The sequence below is a fragment of the Noviherbaspirillum sedimenti genome, from assembly GCF_003590835.1.
In the GTDB taxonomy this organism is placed as follows: Bacteria; Pseudomonadota; Gammaproteobacteria; order Burkholderiales; family Burkholderiaceae_D; genus Paucimonas; species Paucimonas sedimenti.
In genome coordinates, this window is record NZ_QYUQ01000002.1 from 2081009 (window position 1) to 2104158 (window position 23150).

Sequence of the window (23150 nt, forward strand, 5' to 3'; positions counted from 1 at the left end):
TACTCGTTTTTCAGGGGAAACCCCCAAAGAGTTCAAGTTTCAATTTTGTTAATTAATCTCACTTCACGTTGCGGGTAAGGAATGTTTATGTTGTTCGCGCTCAAGGCACGCAAGATAGCGACATTTACATCAGACAACACATTCGCCTTGCCATTCTCGGGATCGGCGATCCAGAAACCAATTTCCAGGTCCAGGCCATCAGCCCCGAGATTCAGGAGAAAAACGGTCGGCGCCGGATCCTGGCTCACCCTTGGCACGCCGGCAGTAGTATCCAGCAACAATTTCAGTACATGGTCGATATCCGATTCATACCCCACCGTCACCTTGGTAGCCTGGCGAATCGAGCGATCGCTCAGATACTGGTTTTGTACTGCATTGGAAAGCAGCATTTCATTGGGGATGATGGCTTCAACGCCGTCGCCACCGCGCAGGGTGGTGTAACGGGTATTGATCTCACGGATTGCCCCGGTATATTTATCGACCGTCACCACATCGCCAATAGCCAGGCTGCGCTCGAGCAGGATGATGAAGCCCGAGACGTAATTGCTGACGATTTTTTGCAAGCCCAGGCCAAGGCCGACGCCGAGGGCGCCGCCGAACACCGACAATACCGTCAGGTCGATGCCGACCAGCGACAGGCTGAACAACACCGCCACCACGATCAGCACAGATTTGCCAAGGCGGACCATTACCACCCGCAGCGAGGGATGCATGCCTTCGATATGCAGCAGGCGCGCTTCCAGCGTCGCGCCAATCCACAGCGCCACGACCAGGGTAATGACGACGAAGACCGCTGCCTGCAGGATCGCCAACAGGGATACCTGGCTTTTGCCAATGGGCAGCGATGTTTGCCCCAGAAACCCGATCAACTCCGGCAGCAGGCCGGTGATGTGCAAGGCCACGCCAGCCCATACCAGGGTGGAGAAGCCACGTTCGAACAACAGCTGGGTCGCGCTGATCCGGCCGCCACGCACAAATGCGCGGCGCAGGATATAGAAAGCCAGGCGGATCAGGGCAAAAGAGCCGATCAGTGCAGTCGCAAGACGCAGCAGATTGACTGGCTGCCACTGGCCGAGCAGCCAGCGCGCCAGCCAGATCAGCAGCAGTGCCAGCAAGGGCCACAGCGCCGGGCCGATGCCTTCCACGCCCAGACGCCGCAGGCGCTGCTCGCGGTCCTGTGCCGACAGGCGCGGCCGCAACAGGCGCGCCAGGCCCCAGGAGACGGCAATGCACAGGCCGATCGTGACGATTTGCCAAAATACATCCGGATGCTGCAGGTCGTTCCAGACGTCCTGCCACAGCGGTGACAACAGCGTCGACTTCATGAGATTACTTCCGGCGTTGCAGGACCGCGGCAAAGAAACCGTCGGTCTGGTGTCGTTGCGGCGTCAGTTGCAGGTAGTCCTGCATCTCCAGGGCGATCTTTTGCTCGGCCAGCACTTCGTGCATCGGCACCAGGCTGAAGTCTTCGTGGCTCGCCAGGAATTGTTCGACGATCGCCTGGTTTTCCTCATCCAGCAGGCTGCAGGTGGCATACACCAGGCGCCCGCCCGCCTTCACCAGGCGCGCCGCGCCGGCCAGGATCGCCGCCTGCTTGACGTTGAGCTCGGCAACCGACGCCGGCGTCTGGCGCCATTTCATGTCCGGATTACGGCGCAGGGTGCCCAGGCCGCTGCAGGGCGCATCGACCAGCACGCGGTCGACCTTGCCGGCCAGGCGCTTGACCTTGGTATCGTTTTCATGCGCGATCAGGACCGGGTGCACGTTCGACAAACCGCTGCGCGCCAGACGCGGCTTGAGCTTGGCCAGGCGCTTATCGGAGACGTCGAAGGCGTACAGGCGGCCGGTGTTGCGCATGTTCGCGCCCAGCGCCAGGGTCTTGCCGCCGGCGCCAGCGCAGAAATCGACCACCATTTCGCCACGCTTGGCGCCGACGATCTGCGCCAGCAACTGGCTGCCTTCGTCCTGCACTTCGATGGCGCCGCTCTGGAACAACGGCAAGTTCTGCAGCGCCGGTTTCTTGTGGATGCGGATGCCCAGCGGCGAGTATGGCGTCGGTTCGGCAATGATGGGGGCTGCAGCCAGTTCGCGCACCACATCCTCGCGCGCGGCTTTCAGGGCATTCACGCGCAAGTCCAGCGGCGCCGGCCGGTTCATCGCTTCGGTCAGTTCCACCAGCCCGGCTTCGCCTTCGCGCGCCAGCAGCTTGTCGAACAACCAGGACGGCAGATTGCTGCGCAATGCCAGCGGCAGGGTAGCGCGGTCGATCTGCAGCACCCGCGTGAGCCAGTCGACCTCTTCCGGCAGCAGCCCGCCCAGGGAATCGATGCCGACCGTATCGGCCAGGCCCAGCAGGCTGATGCGGCGCATGGCCGCACCGATACCAGACTCGGCGAAATTGGTATAGACCAGCCGGTTGCGCAGGATGGCGTACACGGCTTCGGCGATCACGCCGCGCTCGCGCGACCCCAGCTTGGGATGCTCGCGAAAATAGCGCGACAGGGTAACGTCGGCCGGGCCGGTAAGGCGCAAGACTTCGCGCAAGACTTCGTCGGTATGACCGATGATTGCGGGAGGCAATCTCATGGGGAATCCTTCAGTAATATTACAGGTTGGCGCAGGCGCTCTTGCTGTTATTGCGCCTGGTCGGCGAGATGGACGCGGCCGTTCTCAATCGACAGACGCCCTTCGACAAACCAGCGCACCGCGCGCGGATAGATGATGTGTTCCTGCGCCAGCACCCGCTCGGCCAGCACATGCTCGGTATCGTCCTGCAGCACCGGCACGGCTGCCTGCGCAACGATGGGTCCGTGGTCGAGGTCGGCAGTGACGAAATGCACGCTCGCCCCATGCACCTTGACGCCGAAGCTCAAGGCTTGCTGGTGCGTGGCCAAACCGGGAAAACTCGGCAGCAGCGATGGGTGGATATTCAGCAGGCGCCCGTCATAATGCTCGACGAAGGGCGCAGTCAGAATGCGCATGAAACCGGCCAGCACCACCAGATCGGGGGTGTAGCTGTCGATTTTCGCGCGCAGGGCAGCATCGAAGTCGGACCGCTCCGGGTAGTCCTTGCTGACCACCACAGCAGTCGGGATACCGGCAGCTGCCGCGTATTCCAGACCGCTCGCGTCGGCGCGATTGCTGATGATGGCGGCGATACGCGCCGGCCATTTTTCCGCGCGTGCCGCCTCGACGATGGCTTGCATGTTGCTGCCGCGTCCGGAAATCAGGATCACAATGTTTTTCATGGCCGGCATTGTACCGTACCGCCGCCCTTGCCCGGCAGGATGCCGCGCTAGCGCTGCCTATTGAAAGGAATAAAACACCCTGAAGGGGACTTTCTTGTCGGCCCAGAAATCGGCGGCATCGCGGAACACGTCCAGCAGGGTTTCGCGGGCTTCCTTGTCGAATTTTGGCGTGTTCGGAAGTTGCTCCAATACAATCAAAAAGCCCGGTTGCTGACCCGATTTATGTGTCAAATCGGTCAGGCAATCTTCGAGGGCATCGAAATTCTTGCCGAAATGCTTGGGAAAATGAAACGCACTGGCGATGATCCCCAGGACTTGCTGCTTGGTAGTTGCATCTGCACAATAGGCATATAGAAAATGCTGGCCCAGGCGCGCGGCTTCCTGCTGCAAATCGGTCACCCGAAAGGCGCGGATCGACTGCACTACATTGGGCGAAACGGTCACCAGCAAATTCACACTTTCCTCGCCGGTGCCTTTACTCTCTGATACGCTTGAAACTGACATAGTGGTCATCGGTATAAAAGTATTCCTGTCCCTGTGGTGGCGCACCACCGGCAATGATGCGGCGTGCGCCACGGTGGCGCACGCCAGGCGTTTTCACCGTATATTCACGATAATACCCGCGCTGCTCCCTTGGCAAAATCCCCTCATAATTCCGAAACACCACGCCATCCCGGGCGTACGGGAAGGGTCCGCCTTGCTTGATCAGGGATAAGGTTTGCCGTGCCTCGACCGGCAACTCGCGCACCGCGATCCCATCGAGCGGCGCCGGCCCCCTGGCCCAGACACTTAAGGAAAGAAACAAGGCGATGAAAGCAAAAACAATGCTTTTCGCGATGTTCATGGCAGAATATTTCATAATAGCAATACTATGTTTCTGAGACAAATGTTCGGTTTAGATACCGTAGCGTAACTTGTTGCAGACAATGAATCAACTAATTTCCATTTAAACAACAACGCGCGACAAGCCGGATCCGCCTACGAACAAAGGCAGCGGAAACAAATTGTTTCAAAATTTACCGGTGTTTGACGCAAGGATTTTGGCATTCGACGACAAATTGGCGTTTAATAGCAATGAATAACCAAGGAATCCATCATGAAATCCGCCCTCTTCCCCAGCACCCTGTTGGCAATTGCCTTTGCCTTGCTCGCCAGCGCACCCGCAGCCCAGGCAGGCGACCGATCGGGCGTCAACTGGTCGATCAGCGTTGGGGCGGGGCCAGCAGTGGTCTACGCACCGCCGCCGGTCGTCTATTCCTATCCCCAGCCGGTGTATGTGCAGCCGCAACCGGTGTATGTCGAGCAGCCGCCGGTGATCGTGTATGGCGCGCCCGGCTATGTCACCTATAGCCAACCGTATTATGTCGAGCGCCCGCGCCACCGTCATCACCATCACGACCGCGGCCACAATGACGGCAATGCCCGCCAAGGCGCCTGGGGCTACCGCGACCGGGATTGATCCCCCTGCTTCATCCTCCTACTCTGCCCCAGCCGACATTTGCTCGACGACCGATGGCGCCACCGGCCCGCGCCGGCTGACGCGACGGTCGGCGCCAAAGAAAGCCAGCACGTCATCACGCCGCGCCTGCGTATCCTTCACACCGAGCCGGATCAGCTCACTCGTATAACTCGCCTCGAACAGCAGATAGGACGCCAACGCTGCGCCGCGCACTTCAGTGGCGCCGATGCCGCGCAACAGCGTCCTGATCGGTAACGGCAGGCTGCCGACATGACGGCTGGCGATGTCGTCGAGCCGTTCCGATGGGGCGATGATCAGCATGTCGATCGGCCGCAGCGAGGTTTTCCCGCGATGCTCTTCCGGCAGGTAAGACAAGGTATTGTTGATGCGGTTCAGGCGTTCGATATCCACCGCCAGGCTATCTAGGAAAATGCTGGAGAGCGCGTGGCCGGCGATTTGCGCCAGGCTCGGATAGGTCGCCGCCGCGCGGGCCTCCGGGGCCGGCTCGACCAGGCGCCCGGCGCCGATCACCAGCACCTTGTCGGCCCCCAGATGGATCGCCGGCGAAATCGGCGCCAGCTGGCGCATCGAGCCATCGCCGAAATATTCGCGATGGCCATTGCAATAGATCGGTGTAGCGGGAAAAATCAGCGGGATGGCCGACGATGCCAGCAGGTGTTCGACGCCGATCTGGGTCTGCTGGGCGATGCGCTGGCTGCGCTTCCAGGGCGCGATCTCGGCCGCGCTCTGGTAAAAGGTAATGTGATGCCCGGCGGTATAGGATGAAGCCGTCACTGCCAGCGCGTGCAGGTCGCCGCTGGCCAGCGCGGCATCCAGGCGCGGCAGGTCCAGCATGCGATGCAGCAGGCTGACCAGCGGCGTATTGTTGAGCAGCGAATTGGGCGGGTTGGCGTGCCAGGCGCGCAAGAGCCAGCCGAAAGACATGAGCGACAGCCAGCGGGCGCCGGAGCGCAGCACCCCAAGCGAATCGGCGCGATAGACTTGCTCGGCCGCGAAATTATCCCAGACCGCCAGCAATTTTCCGACGCCTTCGGCGAAGTTGTCGGCGCGGCAGGCCAGCGCGGTGGCATTGATGGCGCCGGCGGAGGTGCCGCAGATGATGTCGAACGGCGAACTTTGCGAAGCCCAGCCGGCGTCGTGCAGGATTTCCTGCACGGCCTGCAGTACGCCCACCTGGTAGGCGGCGCGCGCGCCGCCGCCAGTCAATAACAGGCCGATTTTATTTTGATCTCCCACCATGCTGCAAGATTAGCAAAGCCGCCGTGCCTTGTGGGGATTTCCGAGCGCCGCATGATGCGCAAAACATACGCCCAAGCTCGCGCGGCCGCCAGCCTTACTTCGGCTGCATGCGGATGGCGCCGTCCAGACGAATCGTCTCGCCGTTGAGCATGACGTTTTCGATGATGGTCCTGGCCAGGTGCGCGTACTCGGCCGGCTTGCCCAGGCGCGGCGGGAACGGCACCATCTTGCCCAGCGCATCCTGCACTTCCGCCGGCATGCCCAGCAACATCGGCGTTTCGAAAATGCCGGGGGCAATGGTCATGACGCGGATGCCGTTGCGCGACAAGTCGCGCGCCATCGGCAGGGTCAGGCCGGCCACCGCCGCCTTGGATGCGGCGTAAGCGGCCTGGCCGATCTGGCCGTCGAAGGCGGCTACCGAGGCCGTGTTGATGATCACGCCGCGCTCGCCCTGCTCGCCGGCTGCCGTCTTCGACATGGCGTCGGCTGCCAGGCGCGACATGTTGAAGGTGCCGATCAGGTTGATGCTGATGACGCGCTGGAACAGGTCGAGCGGGTGCGGGCCTTCCTTGCCGACGGTTTTCGCCGCCGGCGCGATGCCGGCGCAATTGATCAGGCCGCGCAGGGTGCCGAGCGACTGGGCCGCGGCCACGACCGCTGCGGCATCGCTTTCGGAGGTGACGTCGCACTTGAGGAACTTGCCCTGCAGTTCAGCTGCCAGCTTTTCGCCGGCTTCGACCTGGACGTCGGCCAGCACCACCTTGCCGCCATTGGCGGCGATCATGCGCGCGCTGGCCGCGCCCAGTCCCGAAGCGGCGCCGGTGATGATGAATACGTTATTCTGGATCTGCATGTTGTCCCCTGCCTTGGCAAAATGAAAATTTCAATCGAACACGCACTATAGCGCATCACGCCCCAGGATTCGAGCGAAAGCGACAACAAAAAAGGCAGCCGCAGCTGCCTTTCGAAATGGGGATGCGGCGCGACGACCTAGAGGCCGGCCGCCGGCAACAGCGGCACGATCAGCAACGCAACGATATTGATGATCTTGATTAAGGGGTTGATCGCCGGGCCGGCGGTATCCTTGTAGGGGTCGCCGACGGTGTCGCCGGTCACCGCCGCCTTGTGGGCGTCGGAGCCCTTACCGCCGTGGTGGCCGTCCTCGATGTATTTCTTGGCATTGTCCCAGGCGCCGCCGCCGGTGCACATCGAAATCGCCACGAACAGGCCGGTGACGATGGTGCCCATCAGCAGGCCGCCGAGCGCCACCGGTCCGAGCACCAGGCCGACCACGATCGGCACCACCACCGGCAACAGCGACGGCACCACCATTTCCTTGATCGCCGCGGTCGTCAGCATGTCCACCGCTTTGCCATATTCCGGCTTGCCGGTGCCTTCCATGATGCCGGGGATGTCGCGGAACTGGCGCCGCACTTCCTCGACCACGGCGCCGGCGGCGCGGCCGACCGCTTCCATCGCCATGGCGCCGAACAGGTAAGGAATCAGGCCGCCGAGGAACAGGCCGATGATCACCATGTGGTCGGACAGGTCGAAGCGCAGGCTGATGCTGCGCGCTTCCAGCGCATGGGTATAGTCGGCAAACAGCACCAGCGCCGCCAGCCCGGCCGAGCCGATGGCGTAGCCCTTGGTGACGGCCTTGGTGGTGTTGCCGACGGCGTCGAGCGGATCGGTGATGGCGCGCACGCTGGCCGGCAGATCGGCCATTTCGGCGATGCCGCCGGCATTGTCGGTAATCGGCCCGTAGGCGTCCAGCGCCACCACGATGCCGGCCATGCTGAGCATGGCGGTGGCGGCCACTGCAATGCCGTACAGGCCCGCCAGGCCGTAAGACACCCAGATGGCAGTGCACACGAACAGCACCGGCCACGCGGTGGATTTCATCGACACGCCAAGGCCGGCGATGATGTTGGTGCCGTGGCCGGTGGTCGAGGCCTGGGCGATATGCTGGACCGGCGAGAAATTGGTGCCGGTATAGAACTCGGTGATCCACACCATCATGGCGGTCAGCGCCAGCCCAACCACGCAGGAACCGAACAGGGCAAAGGCGCCGATGCTCTGGCCGCTCGCCACCTGCACCGGCTGCGGGAACAGCCAGTCGGTAACGAAGTAGAACGCCACCAGCGAAATCACGCCGGCGACAATCAGGCCGCGGTACAGCGCCGGCATGACGTTTTTCATGCCGGGCGAAGCCTTGACGAAATTGCAGCCGATAATCGATGCGATGATCGACACGGCGCCCAGCAGCAGCGGGTACAGCACGGCGTTGAGCGGCGCGCCGGTGACCATCAGCGCGCCCAGGGTCATGGTGGCGATCAGGGTCACGGCATAGGTCTCGAACAGGTCGGCCGCCATGCCGGCGCAATCGCCGACATTGTCGCCGACGTTATCGGCGATCACCGCCGGGTTGCGCGGGTCGTCCTCGGGGATGCCTGCTTCGACCTTGCCGACCAGGTCGGCGCCGACATCGGCGCCCTTGGTGAAGATGCCGCCGCCCAGGCGCGCAAAAATCGAGATCAGCGAGGCGCCGAAGGCCAGGCCCAGCAGCGGCTTCAACGCGGCCGCGTCGACATTGACGCCACCGGTGAGGTACCAGAAAAACAGGGAAACGCCGAGCAGGCCGAGGCCGACCACCAGCATGCCGGTAATCGCCCCGCCGCGGAAGGCCACGTCCAGCGCCGGCCCGATGCCGCGCGTGGCGGCCTGGGCGGTACGCACGTTGGCGCGCACCGAAACATTCATGCCGATGAAGCCGCAGGCGCCCGACAGGATGGCGCCGAGCACGAAGCCGGCCGCCGTGGTCAAGCCGAGGAACACGCCGATCAAAATCGCCAGCACGACGCCGACGATGGCGATGGTCTTGTACTGCCGCGCCAGGTAGGCGGCCGCGCCCTGCTGCACGGCGGCGGCGATTTCCTGCATGCGCGCATTGCCGGGATCCTGCTTGAGGATCCAGCTGCGTGAAATCATGCCGTAGATGACGGCGATCAAGCCGCAGGCGACGGCGAACCATAGAGCTGCATCTGCCATATTGTCTCCTCCTTGTTATGACGACAAAGTTCAGTTGCTACAACTGCAAAACTTTTCGCGGCCCTTTTGTTTTTTATTCTAGGGGGCCGGTTCCGTCAGTGCCTGACAAAAACCCTGGAGATGCAAAAAAGCGGACTCAAGGTCCGCTTCCGTTTCAGTTTTCGAGCGCCGCGAATGCTGCGTCGCGGATGCTCTCGACCGGTCCGACCCCGGCGATCTTGCGGTATTTCGGCGCGCCCGGCTGGCCGGATTCGGCCCACTGGTTGTAATAGCCCACCAGCACCTCGGTCTGCTCGTGGTAGACCTGCAGGCGTTTCAGGACGGTGGCTTCCTGGTCGTCGTCGCGCTGGATCAGCTCTTCGCCGGTCAGGTCATCCTTGCCGGCGACCTTGGGCGGGTTGAACTTGACATGGTAGGTGCGGCCGGAAGCCGGATGCACGCGACGCCCGCTCATGCGCTCGACGATGGCCTCGTCGGGTACGTCGATTTCCAGCACATAGTCGATTGCCACGCCAGCTTCCTTCATGGCGTCAGCCTGGGGAATCGTGCGCGGAAAACCGTCGAACAGGTAGCCATTGGCGCAATCCGGCTCCTTCAGGCGGTCCTTGACCAGGCCGATGATGATGTCGTCGGACACCAGGCCGCCGGCATCCATCACCTTTTTCGCGGCCAGGCCCAGTTCGGTGCCGGCCTTGACGGCGGCGCGCAACATGTCACCGGTCGAAATCTGCGGAATATTGAATTTTTCTTTGATAAAAGTGGCCTGTGTACCCTTGCCGGCACCAGGCGCTCCCAAAAGGATGAGACGCATTGCATTTCCTAAAACAAGTTTTGAAATCGGTTGCGCATCCGGCGCAGTGGCAGCCAGGACGCAGGGTGATTATTTATTATATAAATGCTTTTATACCACACTAACTTTGTACGAAACTTACCACAGAAATTGACCAAACTGGGAGTTCGGTCCGTTTTCTGTCATTCAGCCGTCAAAAAAACGCCTGACCCGCGCCAGGTCTTCGGGTGTGTCGACGCCTGCGGCCGGCGCACTGCCGGTGACATGCACGGCGATCGGATAACCGTGCCATAACACGCGCAATTGTTCCAGTGCCTCAATCTGCTCCAGCGGCGACACCGCCAGTTGCGGGTAAGCCTGCAGGAAGGCATTGCGGTAGGCATACAGGCCGATGTGGCGCAGCGGCGCATAGCCGGCGGGCAAAGTCTCGATGGTCCGGGCGAAGCCGTCGCGGTGCCAGGGGATCGCCGCGCGCGAGAAATACAGGGCGCGCCCGACCTGGTCCAGCACCACCTTGACCACGTTCGGGTTGAATACTTCGGCGACCTCGGTAATCGGATGGGCGGCGGTGGCCATCGGCACGGCCGGCGCGATGCACGCGGCGGTGGCCGCGATCAGGTCGGGGTCGATCAGCGGCTCGTCGCCCTGCACATTGACCACCACGGCGTCCGGCGCCAGGCCGAGCGCGGCGGCGACTTCGGCGATGCGGTCGGTGCCCGAGGGATGGTCGGCGCGGGTCATTTGCACGGCAATGCCATGCTGGCGGCAGGCGGCGACGATGTCGGCATGATCTGTGGCGACGACCACTTGCGCGGCGCCCGATCGGGCGGCGCGCTCGGCCACGCGCACCACCATGGGCTTGCCGCCAAGGTCGGCCAGCGGCTTGTTGGGCAGGCGGGTCGAGGCCAGCCGGGCGGGAATAATGACGGTAAAGGACATCGTTGTTGTTGCGCCGGTCAGGCGGCGTTCAATCGGCCAGCGGCGCGGCTTCGGGTTTGGCGTTGAGGTCGCGGGCCTCATCGGCCCACATGATGGGGATGCCGTCACGAATCGGATAAGCCAGTTTGTCAGGATTGCAAATCAATTCCTGGGCTTTCTTGTCGTATACCAGCGGTCCCTTGCACAAGGGGCAAACCAGGATATCAAGCAGGCGAGCGTCCACGAAGTTTCTCCAGTAGTTGGTCGAGCAATGCGCCCTCGATCCGTGCCGTCACCGGCACCACCCACAGGCGGGGATCGTTTTTCAGCGCATTCAGTTGCCGACATTTTACTGCATCCTTCTCCGTGATCAGGATGATATCGGCGGCCACATCGGCAAAGGGGTTGTCGGCGAAGTCGTAATGGTCGGGCAATGGCATTTCAGCAAAGCGCAGGCCGGCGCCGCGCAGCGTAGCGAAAAAGCGTGACGGATTGCCAATGCCGGCAGCAGCGAGCAGGCGCGGCGGCGTGCTTGCGCTGCCGGCGCCTTCCGCCTGGGCGAACGCCGCCAGCGGCCGGGTCTGGGTGCGGTCGGCGAGGCGTTCGGCGAGCGCGCCTTCGAGCCGCATGCGGATGGCCGATGCCGGCATGCCCGGCACCGCCTGGCTGGCATTGACGACGGTGAAATCGCGGCGGCGGCCGGCCGGCTCGCGCAAGGGGCCGGCCGGCAACAGCCAGCCATTGCCATTGCCGCGGCTGTCGGACAGGACGATTTCGATATCGCGCCGCAAGGCATAGTGCTGCAGGCCATCATCGGCCAGGATGAGATCGACTTCGGGTCGCGCCGCCAGCAAGGCGCGGCCGGCGGCCACGCGGTCGCGCCCGACCATTACCGGGCAGCCAGCGCGCGCGGCAATCAGCAGCGGCTCATCGCCGACGTCCTGCGGCAGGGAGTCGGGCGTAAGCAGGCGCGGCACTGCCTGGCTGGCGCCATAGCCGCGCGAAATCACGCCCGGCGCATAACCGGCATCGCGCAAGGCTTGCACCAGCCAGATGGTCAGGGGGGTCTTGCCAGTGCCGCCAACGAAGATGTTGCCGACCACGACCACCGGCACCGGCAGGCGCGTCGAGGCCAGCCAGCCGGCCGCATACAGCCTGCGGCGCAGCGCGCCGAGCAGGCCGAACAGCCAGGCCAGGGGCAGCAAGGCCAGTGCCAGCGGGCCGCGCCGCAGCCAGGCGCGCGTGAGTGCCGATTCGAGGTTCGGGCGCATCAATGGCAATGGCCGGCAGCGCTCACTTCTTGCCGCCGGTCTGGGCGGCGAAGGTCACCTTGGCGAAACCGGCCAGCCGCGCGGCTTCCAGCACGTTGATCACGGTCTGGTGGGCGGCGGTGGCATCGGCGTTGATGATGATCACCGGGTCTTCGCGGTTGCCGCCTTCACCGGCGGCTTTTTTCAGCTCCTCGGCGAGCGTGGCGGGATCGTGGTATGCCACCCGGGCATTGTTGATGGCATAGCGGTTTTGCGCATCGACGCCGACATTGATCTCCAACGGCCGCTGCAGCGATTTTTCCGCGTCCGCCGTCGGCAGGGTGATCTGCAGCTCGGTGAATTTGCTGTAAGTGGTGGTGACCATCAGGAAGATCAGGATCACCAGCAACACGTCGATGAACGGAATCAGGTTGATTTCCGGGTCTTCGCGCATGCGCCCCTTGCGAAAGTCCATAGCCATGCTGGTGACGTCCTTTTACTTGCGTGCGTTATGCACGATATCGACGAATTTCACCGCCTGCTGTTCCATGTCGACGATGAAGCTGTCGACCAGGGCGCGGAAATGGCGGTAGAAAATCAGCGCCGGCATGGCGATCGCCAGGCCGAAGCCGGTGTTGTACAGGGCCACCGAGATGCCGTGGGCCAGCTCGGCCGGATTGGTGCCGGTGTTATTCTGCGCACCGAAAATTTCGATCATGCCGACGATGGTGCCGAACAGGCCCATCAGCGGCGCCAGGCTGGCGATCGTGCCCAGGGTGGTCAGGAAGCGCTCCAGTTCGTGCGCGGTGCCGCGCCCTGCTTCCTCGATCGATTCCTTCATGACGTCGCGCGGCGCATCGACGTTGCGCAGGCCGGCAGCCAGTACGCGGCCCAAGGGTGAATTCTGTTCCAGCTTGCTGACGACCTCGGCATTGACCTTGCCGTTGTGATAGACACGTATCACTTCCTGCAGCAGGGTGGGCGGCAGGATGCGGCGACGGCGCAGGTACAGTATGCGTTCGATGATCAGGGTCAGGGCGATAACGGAGGCGACCAGCAGGAACCAGATCGGCCAGCCGGCCGCTTGGATAATGGCGAACAAAAGCTACTCCTCAATACGATGCAGTCAGGGGGGAGCGCGGCATGCCGCGCAAGATGCAGAATGTATCGTGTTGAGCCATTGGGAGCAAGCATCATTGCATTGCTGGCCCGATAAACGTATAGAATCGATGGCGCTTTAAAAATGGATTGCACGGATCCGTGCAAAGGCCATAAGACTGACTTCCCACACCAATTACACGCTGTGTCGCTGATGTACCTGGCGGCCAGCCTTGCAGTCAGCCCACTGCGCTTGCAGACAAGGACAGGCAATAAAAAACCATGCCCATGACGAATTGAGCGGCGTATAACATTACGGCGGTGCTGTGGATAAGTTTGTGGGTATTTTCTGGCATGAAGGCAAAGTACTTGATTTAAGAAAACTTTCCTGTTTCCTCTAAGCTTACAAAAATAAAATTCTTCTTTAAAATCAAACGCTTGAAATTAACCAATAGCAACATTATGTCCTATGAGAAAAGAATGGCAAATTCATAGCACTGTGGACAGATTCTGCGATTCAAAAATATATGACTTCCGATAATTTTCCTGCTGGCAATGATGTCAGCCAGCAGGTCTTGAGCGTTTCCGCCCTGAACCAGAATGTCGCGCGCATGCTGGAGAGGAATTTCCCCCTGTTATGGGTATCGGGAGAAATTTCCAACTTCACCCGCGCTGCCTCCGGCCACTGGTATTTCACCCTGAAGGATGAAGGCGCCCAGGTGCGCGCCGTGATGTTTCGCGGCCGCGCCCAGTATGCCGGCTTCATCCCGAAGGAAGGCGACCGCATCGAGGTGCGTGCACTCGTCACGTTGTACGCGCCGCGCGGCGATTACCAGCTGAACGTCGAAGCCGTGCGGCGCGCCGGGCTGGGCAATCTGTATGAAGCCTTCTTGCAGTTGAAGGAAAAATTGACGCGCGAAGGCTTGTTCGACCCGGCACGCAAGCGTCCCCTGCCCGCCTTTGCCCGCAGCGTCGGCATCGTCACCAGCCTGCAGGCGGCGGCCTTGCGCGATGTGCTGACCGCCTTGCAGCGGCGCGCCCCGCATGTGCGGGTAGTCATTTACCCGGCGCCGGTGCAGGGCGACGGCGCTGCGGCAAAAATCGCCGAGGCGATCCGGAGCGCTTCCGCGCGCGCCGAGTGCGATGTGCTGCTGGTCTGTCGCGGCGGCGGCAGCATCGAGGATTTGTGGTCGTTCAACGATGAAGGTGTGGCGCGCGCCATTGTTGCCTGCGCCATGCCGGTGATTTCCGGTGTCGGCCACGAAACTGATTTCACCCTGGCTGATTTCGCCGCGGACCTGCGTGCGCCAACCCCGACCGCCGCCGCCGAACTGGCGGCGACGCCGCGTAGCGACTGGCTTGCAACGCTGGAAGCCAACGCCGATGACCTCACGCGCGCCTTGCGGCGGCGACTGGCGGACACGAGCCAGAGTGTCGACTGGCTGTCGCGCCGGCTGACCAGTCCGGCGGCACTGATCCGCCACGAACGCCTGAAATTGCAGGGATGGCAGACGCGCCTGGCGCATGCCACCCGGGCGCCGCTGACGCGGGCGCGTCATGGCCTGACCCAGGCCAGCATCCGCCTGTCGGCAAGGTTGCCGCAAACCGCTGCCCGGCGTCGCCAGCTGCTGGAGTCTGCGCGGCGCATCGACAGCAGCATGGCCAACCTGCAGGCGCAGCGGCGACTGGCGCTGGCGGCCCTGGCTGGACAGCTGGAATTGCTCAATCCGCAACGCACCCTGGAACGCGGCTATGCCATGGTGACCGATGCGCGCGGCAATATCGTGCGTGCGCCGACGCAAGTGCATCCGCGCGAAAACATCACGCTGCGCCTGGCGCAAGGCGTGGTGGAGGTCGGCGTCGCCTCGGTGCAGCCGGGCCTGGTGGAGTAGCTCAATGTGGCGGCGCCATCCGCTGCAATCCTGCCGCATCCAGCATACAATGAACGGCTTTCTAAAAAACCATCTCTAGCAAACGAAGAAAGGATAAGCCCATGGAACATACTCTGCCCGCCCTGCCTTATGCAATGGACGCCCTGCAACCGCACATTTCCAAGGAAACCCTGGAATATCATTACGGTAAGCACCATCAGGCTTACGTCACCAACCTGAACAACCTGATCAAGGGCACCGAATTCGAAAACGCCAGCCTGGAAGACATCATCAAGAAGTCTTCCGGCGGCGTGTTCAACAATTCGGCCCAGGTGTGGAACCACACTTTTTACTGGAACGGCCTGACCCCCAACGGCGGCGGCGCACCGACCGGCGCCCTGGCGGATGCCATCAACGCCAAGTGGGGCTCGTTCGACAAGTTCAAGGAAGAGTTCACCAAATCCGGCATCGGCAACTTCGGTTCCGGCTGGACCTGGCTGGTGAAAAAGGCTGACGGCTCGGTTGACATCGTCAACACCTCCAACGCCGCCACCCCGCTGACCACCGCCGACAAGGCGCTGCTGACCTGCGACGTCTGGGAACACGCCTACTACATCGATTACCGCAACGCCCGGCCGAAATACATCGAGTCGTTCTGGAGCCTGGTGAACTGGGATTTTGCTGCGAAGAATTTCGCGTAATCTGCAGGATAAGTGTTGCTCCATGACAAAATTCCGGGCACAAGCAAAAAGTTCGGAATTTTTTTAAGTGGACACGCAATATAGGTCGGAACAATTTTTGACATTCCGATGAACGCCCAGTGCATCATCTACATGCACTGGGCGTTTTATTTGGGATGCTCGCCCTTGGCCTGGGGAGGCATGCCGACAAAATCCAAAACACCTGTTGCGCAAATTATGCCGCGAAGTAGCTGAATGGGACGTTGCCAGACGGACAAAGCTGCTGGCAATCCTCTCATTGTCCTTTTCGAAATTCAGTCAATGCGCTGATATCCAATCAACTCATGCACGATGGCGCATGTCCGGCAAATTACGGGTAACCGCATCTTCCGGCCGCACACCTTTCTTCGCCGTTTCCAATACAGCTTTGGATGGCAGAAGAAACGCTGCGAGACTCGGAACCAGAATGAGCGCACCGACCATGTTCAATAAAAACATGAAGGCCAGCAGAATCCCCATATCAGCCTGGAATTTGATCGGCGACCCTGCCCACGTGATGACAGCTGCGGAAAGCGTCACGCCGATCAGCGCCACGACCTTTCCGGTGGATGTCAATGCACTGATATAGGCGTCGCGCACTGAACTGCCCTGACGTTGAAACACCAGATGCGTGGTCAAGAGATAGAGCGAATAGTCAACGCCGATGCCTACCCCCAGCGCGGTAACCGGCAAGGTCGCAACCTTGATGCCGATTCCGAGCATCACCATCAGTGCTTCGCATAGGATGGTGGTGACAACCAGGGGCACCACCGCGACCACGACTGCGCGCCAGCTACGGAATGTAATGAAGCATAACAGGACAACGGCTGCATAGACGTAAAGAAGCATGGTGCGATTTGCCCGCTCCACGGCGATATTCGTCGCCGCCTCGATGCCCGAATTGCCCGCGGCCAGAAGAAACTTGCGCTCTGCCGTGTTGTGCTTGCTTGCAAAGTCTTCGACCGCCTTCACCACACGTGTCAGCGTGGTTGCCTTGTGATCCGTCAAGTAAACAATGATCGGGGCGACCGAGCGACTGTCATTGAACAATTCCGGGCTGGAATTATTCACGATGCTCATCGCGTCCTGCACCACGAACGGATCACGATTGATGGTTTCCCATTTCGGGGATCCCTCAAAACCAGCCGAAGTATAACGACGGGCAAGGCTGGCGACAGACGCCGTTGTCTGTACGCCGGGCAGATCCCGTAGTATTTGCTCGAGGCGATCCATTTCCAGCATCGCTTCGTAGGTGACCAGCCCATTCGGCGGAGTCGACACAATTACCGCAAACTGATCGCTGGATAGCAGGTAATGTTTCGTAATATATGCATTGTCCTGGTTATAAACCGAGTCCGGCCGCAATTCCGGGGCGCCCGGATCAAGATCGCCAATCTTGAGTTGCAGACTGACCAGCACGCCGGCCACTGCCAATAGCAGCGTGACTGAAATGACACCAAGCGCGCGGCGTTTTTCGCAAAACCGGCTCAGCCAGTTTACGACGGGATGGACTCCCTGCAAACTGCGTATGCTGTATTCTGCGCCCCCCTTGCTCACCCCGGTAAAGGACAGCGCCACCGGAATCAGGATCAGGTTTGTAAAAATCAGCACTGCCACGCCAACGCTTGCGGCGAAAGCCAGGCCGCGAATAACTGGAATATCAATCAAGGCCAGCACGGCAAAGCCGACCGCATCGGCTAGCAGCGCCGTCAACCCCGCAAGAAAGAGACGACGGAAGGTATAACGCGCCGCCACGTATTTGTGCGTTCCGCGACCGATATCCTGCATGATGCCGTTCATCTTCTGTGCGCCATGAGATACACCGATAGCGAAAATCAGGAAGGGCACCAGGATGGAATATGGATCCAGCGAAAATCCGAATATCTGCATTAATCCCATTTGCCACACCACGGCAACCAGCGAGCAGCCGGTGACTAACAGCGTGCTGCGCCAGCAGCGCGTGTAAGCAAGAATGATCAGTACAGCGATGACGGCGGCGTACAGAAAATAGGTCAAAACCTCGCTCAAGCCATGAATCAGGTCGCCGACAAGCTTTGCAAAACCGATGACATGGATTTCCACGCCATCTTTTTCGAAACTCCGCAGCGCTTCAAGCTGGTCGCGAAACGCCTTGTAGTCAATTGCCTTTCCCGTAACCGGATCCTTTTCGATCAGTGGCACAAACAGCATGCTGGAATGGTGGTCGGTGCTCACCAGCGATCCCACAATACCCGAGCGCACCACATTGTTACGAAGTTGCTGCACATTCTCAGGCGAGCCGGTGAATCCATCCGGCATCACCGGACCACCCTGATATCCCTCCGCAACGATTTCCGTCCATCTCACCACGGGCATCCAGAGCGACTTCATGAAGGAGCGATCAACGCCTTGCAACAAGAATACCTTGTCGTTGATTTGCTTTAACGTCTCCAGGTATTTTGGGTCATAAATATCGCCTGATGTGTTCGTGACCACGATGCGCACCGAATTCCCGAGCCCGCCAAGGGAGGCCGCATGTGCTTTGTAGTTTCGGACGAACTCTTGCGACTGCGGCATCATGTCTTCGAAACTGGCACTGACTTGCAATCGCGTCGCGAACAATCCAAGCATTACCGTCACGATGAAGCAGACTACTACCAGCAACACGCGGTTATTGAAAACAAGCCGTTCGATCAAATTACCTGATCGTTTGTCGAAGTCCCCGACGCTGGCCATGATCGGCATTGCATCGCTGTGACTGGTTGTGAGCGCCATTTGTTTATACTCCAAGTAAATTCACGTAAGTTCCTGCACCGGCATCAGTGTCACTTCAGGGGCGCGACCTGGATTCCTTCGAGCGCCGTCAGCAACAACTGCTCGCCAGGGATCTGGGCAATTCCCGTATAACGCCACCCCTTTTTACCCTGCCTGGCGGAGAACCGAAGTCCTGTCGCATCGCCCATGAGCATTTCTCCTGCGACATTCACCAGGGCGAATGCCCCCGTGGTTTTCAAGACAGTGCCACCGCTGATCGTCGTCTGTGACGGAACATTCACCACATCCCAGGTTCGTCCATGATCAGCGCTGCGGTACACTGCACCCTTGAGGCCATAGGCAAGCAGCACGTTTTGAGAGACAGCCAGCCCGAAAAAACTGCCTGTGTAACCGGTGGCAATGGCGCCAAAGCGGCCGTTTGCGCGATCCAGCCGAAATACCGCCCCACGCTCTGCGGCAATATAAATACCGCCGTCGCCGCCACGAATGGCATTGAGATGGAGCATTTCCGTATTGTCGATGCGATCCAGCCAGGGGATCCAGGTACGACCGCCATCGGTCGTCGCAATAATCAGCCCGAAAGCGCCTACGGCAAATCCGTTTCGCTCATCATCGAACCACACATCCAGCAACGGCAAGGTCGGACCAGTCTTGTAATTGCGTTCGATTGCGCCGAGGGCCGCCTTGTAGGCAGCGTTTCCCGATTCCGCTCCAGCTTTGTAATACTGTACGAATAAATTTTTTGCGAGGCGGCCATCAAGCTGCTTTTGCCATGTCTTGCCGCCGTCTTGACTATGTAACACCACGCCATCATGCCCGACCGCCCAGCCCATTTTCGCGGTTGGAAAATGTACAGCTACCAGGTCGCTTTGTACCGGGGACGCACTTTGGGACCATGTTTTTCCGCGATCATCCGAGATGGCAATGACCCCTCTGGCACCGACGGCAACCAGCCTTTCCCCGGCAGTACCGACTGCCTGCATCGGACGCGCGCTCAGGCCGCCCACGGGGATCGACGGGAAATCCAGAGGATCCTGAATGGCCGCCTGCACAGCGCAGGGGAGCAAGCCGCAGAACATAGCCAAAAATAACAAGCCGATCATCCTCAGTCGTTGCGAACAAACGACTGCACTGCGACAAATGAAATTCATCTCAAATTCTCTATTCGAATAAGAACTCAGGAAAACGGCCAATACCGTCTTTGGTCAAGAACCACAGCAGGCGCCAGATTCGCGCCTGCTGTGGTTCAACCGTCAGCGAACGCTACCGGCAGCGACTGCCTGAGGATTGAAGTGGATGGTGAGTCCATCCGCGTTCTTGTGGTTACGGACATAGTTATCCTTGTCCTTGACACCGGTATTGATCACCAGGTAGTTCCCTTTTTGCAGATCAATAAAATCAAAGGTATTACTGTTGACGCCGCCCACATCGTAGGCCGGCCATTGGTACAGATTGGCGACGCGCCAGAGTTTTCCGGCATTGTCGTACGATTCCGTGCCGACAAAACACCAGCAATCCTCTTCTACATAGAACACCCGCTTGCTGTAGGCGTGACGCGCGCCTTCCTTCCTGGTCGCCTCCACCACCCAGACGCGACGCTTCTCCCAGCGCACAGCCTCTGGATTGACATGCTGCTTGCCGAGCACTTCGTCGGAAGTCATTTGATTGGTCACCCCGAATACGTTATAGGGAACGATCATTTCCTTCTTTCCGACCAGCTTCATGTTGAACCTGTCCATGCGGCCGACGAAGCCCCATGGCTCATCCCAGAACAGCACCCCTGCATAAGCAGACATCGGAATGTCATAAGCGAACTCAGGCGCCTTCCGTACCCGGCGTTGGCCTGGCGTATAGATCCAGATTGGCGTCGGCGCAGCGGCATCGGGCTGGTAGTAATTCAGGAATACAGTCCCGGCCTGTGTCGGCGGCGAGGTCAGCGTGGTCCAGAATCCGAATACGGCGTTGTACGCGTCTTTTCTCAACTTGCCAGTCTGCTCGGACCATGGATGCATATAGGCCGCAAAAAAGTTAGGCAATGGAATCTTGGATCCACTCGTATCGACCAGCCACGATGAATTGCTCAACATGGAAATCGACGGAGCGAAGTGGAACATGGCGTTCCACATCACCTCATATCCCGATTTTGGAATCGGAAATGGAATACCCTGATGGGGCTCACCATCCGGTGCGGCGCCAGTCACCTTATCCCCTTCAACCTCGCCGCCAAGCTTCGCCGTCGTGGCGTTCTTGACTGTATTGTCGACAAACCAGTCCGCATAGGCCATGGTTCGATGAGTCGGATAAACATCCAGGCGATATGTCGGGAATCGCTGCAAGAGCGCTTTCGTCCCTTCACCCAGCAGCGATTGATATTCGCCCATGTTCTTGCCGGTGACGGCATACAGCGGCTTTTCGTTGGCAAACGGGTCGGCGTACTGGTTGGCGCCGGCGGGATGGCTCTTTTTCAGGCCGCCGGTATAGGCTGGAATTGATCCGTCTGCATTTTTCCCGGCATCCGCGCCGAAACGGGTCAGTGTCGTTCCCAATTGCTTCGCCTCTTCGGCGGAAACCGCTGCGAAAGACGCAGGAACGTACAGGATGGAAGCCGCGAGGGCCAATGCAGTTCCACCGATGCATTTGAGTTTTTTCATTGATGTCTCCAAATCTAGAATGAAGTTTTTACAGTCAGCTGTACCCAGCCCTTGTCATTCAATGCGACAGGGCCATTCCCGCCGAAACCGGCGTACGACGTACCCAGGCCAGGCACATTGGCTTTCGGGCTCGTATTCCATTTATATCCGTTGTATTGAAGCGCCACGGTGGTTTTCTGGCGGATGGTCGCTTTCACGCCGACCGAGAAAATTTTTGTTCCCTGTGCATAGAACGAACCGGCGGCATAAGCCGGATTGCCGTGCACCCCGTAGGTCAAGGACATCGGCGCACTCAGATCAATGCCTGGCCCGACTTGCAACCATTGCGGCTCAAACAGGAATGCCACCGCCAAAGCATTTTTCGATGCACAGCCATCGGCTTTGGCGCCCGGCAGCGCTGCGTTGACGCTGTCTCGGCAACTGGCATAGCCGACCCCGTTGTACAGGTTGGCGTTACGGCTTACCCGGTTAAGATGGGTATAGGACATTTCCGCGATGAGCAAGCCAGTATCCCAAAGCGGGGTTTGAGGCAATGTGTACAAGCCATTGGCAATGACGTTGACGATGTCGCCGGTAGCGCCCTCGCGGTACGGAACGCCCACCAGGCCGTTCGAGAATGCGCTATTCAGAGCCGTATCGGTGCGATAAGAAACTTCCCAGCCGGTGCTAAGCGTGCCGAAGGTGCGCTCGTAACTCACACCAAACAACTTGCTCTTTCTCGCAAATGTCTGATGAACCTCGCCCCCGCCGCCCGCGTAGATATCCGCTGCAGCCCATGGTTGTACATCATCAAACTGCCGGTAATAAAATCCGATGTCGCCACCCGCCCAAGCCGGCGACCATGCAGCCTTGACGCCGAAGTTGTTATTGATGCCCTTGGGCTTATAGGACTTCCCGGCCGAGACCGGACCGCCGAACAATCCGGCAACAGCACCGCCGCTGGTCGGGCCGGAGTAAAGAATATCGAACGGCCCCAGGTAGGTTCCGCCTTGAGGAAAGCGGTTAGCGCGAAACTCCAGGAAATACTGGGCACTGACCGACAACTCCGGCGTCAGGTCAGCCGATGCCATGACTTGCGCACGCGGCAGGAACAGTTCTTTGACTTCGGATCCAGGCTGCGTGAACGCCTTCACGTAGTCCACCGGATGCTGGGAATATGCAATATTGGAAAAGCCGAAGAAAAAGGCATTGCCCCAGTGCTGCGTGAAACGGCCAGCCTTCAGGTAGAGGGGAGTTTCGCCCACTTTTGTATTGTGAAACACGAAGGCATCCAGAATCTCGCCGCCCTGCAGATGCCATTTTTTGGTTTCCGGCGAATAGACGCCGCTCGGATAGCTCAGGAAAGTAGAAAAAGCCGGATTGGGATTGGTCCTGACTTTGTCATCGTAGGCAAAGTCCTTCCAGTAAGAACCCGACAGCCGAAACCCGGTATTTTTCTGGTACACACCCTGCAACTCCACCATGCCCTGGACGCGATTGGTGACCATGTCACCCTTGTCGAACTTGTAATCGCCTTCGGCAAAGAAAGGATGATTGCCGATCGCGTCATCCCGCTCCTGGGTTCGCCACCCAGCCGTATACTGCACCGTCGTATCGAGATTGACGTCCCAATCGCCGCCACTTTTCAAGTTGGCCGCTTGAGCCTGCCCCACCCCACCCATGACAGCCAGCGCAGACGCCAGCACAGTCAAAGGCAGTGAACCGCGAATCTGTATATCGCTCATCATGTCACCTCCGTTTTATTATTCCCTTGGACAAAGATGCCCCCTTGAAAGGTGGCATGCCTTCTTCATGCTGCTGACGTGTCATTCAAATTGCTGTCTGCTATAAAACTCCTTGCTGTTGTTATTAAGAAATTTTTTTCCATGAGCCCGGCGGGCTCGTTGGCTTGGAAAAAATCAAAGGAAGCATCCAGCGCACTCGATAACGGCCAGTGCAGGATTGATGGGGGGGGGGGAGGCGCCACACCGTTGCAGCTCACGCGACCGCGCAAACGGGGGTGTGAATAACTATTCCGGACGGAATCTCGACTATTCATACATGTCTCCAGCTTATAATTTTTAGCCTGATGGCTGTTGTGATAT

At 59.8% G+C, this 23150-nt stretch carries 21 protein-coding genes; 3 read left to right on the forward strand and 18 right to left on the reverse strand.

The annotated features are described in order from the left end of the window. Nucleotides 1-32: 32 nt before the first annotated feature. Genes D3878_RS09705 through D3878_RS09725 form a run of 5 tightly spaced genes read right to left on the reverse strand, consistent with a single transcriptional unit; the run spans nt 33 to nt 4092 of the window. A complete protein-coding gene (locus D3878_RS09705) occupies nt 33-1325 on the reverse strand; it encodes a mechanosensitive ion channel family protein (protein ID WP_119785283.1) in 1293 nt (430 codons plus the stop codon). A 4-nt stretch (nt 1326-1329) separates the two neighbouring features. After that, nucleotides 1330-2586: an RsmB/NOP family class I SAM-dependent RNA methyltransferase gene (locus D3878_RS09710; protein ID WP_119785284.1), complete on the reverse strand. Its 1257-nt coding sequence runs from the start codon at nt 2584-2586 to the stop codon at nt 1330-1332. Nucleotides 2587-2633: 47 nt separating this feature from the next. Continuing rightward, entirely contained in the window at nt 2634-3248 is a 615-nt protein-coding gene (gene purN / locus D3878_RS09715; protein ID WP_119787805.1) for a phosphoribosylglycinamide formyltransferase, read from the reverse strand. Between the two features lie 57 nt (nt 3249-3305). Next, on the reverse strand, nt 3306-3767 hold the full coding sequence (locus tag D3878_RS09720) for a barstar family protein (RefSeq protein ID WP_233556471.1): 462 nt from the start codon (nt 3765-3767) through the stop codon (nt 3306-3308). After that, a complete protein-coding gene (locus tag D3878_RS09725) occupies nt 3724-4092 on the reverse strand; it encodes a guanyl-specific ribonuclease (RefSeq protein WP_119785286.1) in 369 nt (122 codons plus the stop codon). The genes D3878_RS09720 and D3878_RS09725 overlap by 44 nt, the downstream gene beginning before the upstream one ends. Nucleotides 4093-4344: 252 nt before the next feature. Between D3878_RS09725 and D3878_RS09730 the strand changes: the two genes are divergently transcribed. Further along, entirely contained in the window at nt 4345-4707 is a 363-nt protein-coding gene (locus tag D3878_RS09730; RefSeq protein ID WP_119785287.1) for a hypothetical protein, read from the forward strand. A gap of 18 nt (nt 4708-4725) precedes the next feature. Here D3878_RS09730 and D3878_RS09735 read toward each other — a convergent pair whose 3' ends face one another. From D3878_RS09735 to D3878_RS09775, 9 genes are all read right to left on the reverse strand, one after another. Further along, the gene (locus tag D3878_RS09735) at nt 4726-5967 is read right to left on the reverse strand and encodes a patatin-like phospholipase family protein (RefSeq protein WP_420799511.1); all 1242 of its coding nucleotides are present in this window, start codon (nt 5965-5967) and stop codon (nt 4726-4728) included. 94 nt (nt 5968-6061) lie between these two features. Continuing rightward, complete coding sequence (locus D3878_RS09740; RefSeq protein WP_119785288.1) at nt 6062-6820, reverse strand: SDR family NAD(P)-dependent oxidoreductase; 759 nt, start codon at nt 6818-6820, stop codon at nt 6062-6064. 137 nt (nt 6821-6957) lie between these two features. Beyond that, nucleotides 6958-9015, reverse strand: a complete 2058-nt coding sequence (locus tag D3878_RS09745; protein ID WP_119785289.1) for a sodium-translocating pyrophosphatase — start codon at nt 9013-9015, stop codon at nt 6958-6960. 154 nt (nt 9016-9169) lie between these two features. Continuing rightward, entirely contained in the window at nt 9170-9826 is a 657-nt protein-coding gene (gene adk, locus D3878_RS09750; protein ID WP_119785290.1) for an adenylate kinase, read from the reverse strand. A 165-nt stretch (nt 9827-9991) separates the two neighbouring features. Next, the gene (gene kdsB / locus D3878_RS09755) at nt 9992-10744 is read right to left on the reverse strand and encodes a 3-deoxy-manno-octulosonate cytidylyltransferase (RefSeq protein ID WP_119785291.1); all 753 of its coding nucleotides are present in this window, start codon (nt 10742-10744) and stop codon (nt 9992-9994) included. 28 nt (nt 10745-10772) lie between these two features. Continuing rightward, complete coding sequence (locus D3878_RS09760) at nt 10773-10967, reverse strand: Trm112 family protein (protein WP_119785292.1); 195 nt, start codon at nt 10965-10967, stop codon at nt 10773-10775. After that, complete coding sequence (lpxK, locus tag D3878_RS09765; RefSeq protein WP_119785293.1) at nt 10948-11994, reverse strand: tetraacyldisaccharide 4'-kinase; 1047 nt, start codon at nt 11992-11994, stop codon at nt 10948-10950. Before lpxK ends, D3878_RS09760 begins: the two co-directional genes overlap by 20 nt. A gap of 22 nt (nt 11995-12016) precedes the next feature. After that, a complete protein-coding gene (locus tag D3878_RS09770) occupies nt 12017-12448 on the reverse strand; it encodes an ExbD/TolR family protein (RefSeq protein ID WP_119785294.1) in 432 nt (143 codons plus the stop codon). Between the two features lie 21 nt (nt 12449-12469). Further along, nucleotides 12470-13075, reverse strand: a complete 606-nt coding sequence (locus D3878_RS09775; protein WP_119785295.1) for a MotA/TolQ/ExbB proton channel family protein — start codon at nt 13073-13075, stop codon at nt 12470-12472. Between the two features lie 523 nt (nt 13076-13598). Between D3878_RS09775 and xseA the strand changes: the two genes are divergently transcribed. Together xseA and sodB are read left to right on the forward strand one after the other, a co-directional pair. Next, on the forward strand, nt 13599-14963 hold the full coding sequence (gene xseA, locus D3878_RS09780; RefSeq protein WP_119785296.1) for an exodeoxyribonuclease VII large subunit: 1365 nt from the start codon (nt 13599-13601) through the stop codon (nt 14961-14963). Between the two features lie 101 nt (nt 14964-15064). Next, the gene (gene sodB, locus D3878_RS09785) at nt 15065-15643 is read left to right on the forward strand and encodes a superoxide dismutase [Fe] (RefSeq protein WP_119785297.1); all 579 of its coding nucleotides are present in this window, start codon (nt 15065-15067) and stop codon (nt 15641-15643) included. Between the two features lie 321 nt (nt 15644-15964). Here sodB and D3878_RS09790 read toward each other — a convergent pair whose 3' ends face one another. From D3878_RS09790 to D3878_RS09805, 4 genes are all read right to left on the reverse strand, one after another. Further along, nucleotides 15965-18415 (reverse strand): efflux RND transporter permease subunit, encoded by a 2451-nt coding sequence (locus tag D3878_RS09790; RefSeq protein ID WP_119785298.1) that lies wholly within the window; start codon nt 18413-18415, stop codon nt 15965-15967. Between the two features lie 50 nt (nt 18416-18465). After that, nucleotides 18466-19566: a YCF48-related protein gene (locus D3878_RS09795; protein WP_119785299.1), complete on the reverse strand. Its 1101-nt coding sequence runs from the start codon at nt 19564-19566 to the stop codon at nt 18466-18468. Between the two features lie 102 nt (nt 19567-19668). Beyond that, nucleotides 19669-21066, reverse strand: a complete 1398-nt coding sequence (locus D3878_RS09800) for a DUF1329 domain-containing protein (RefSeq protein ID WP_119785300.1) — start codon at nt 21064-21066, stop codon at nt 19669-19671. Nucleotides 21067-21080: 14 nt separating this feature from the next. Then, entirely contained in the window at nt 21081-22793 is a 1713-nt protein-coding gene (locus tag D3878_RS09805) for a DUF1302 domain-containing protein (protein WP_119785301.1), read from the reverse strand. Nucleotides 22794-23150 lie beyond the last annotated feature (357 nt).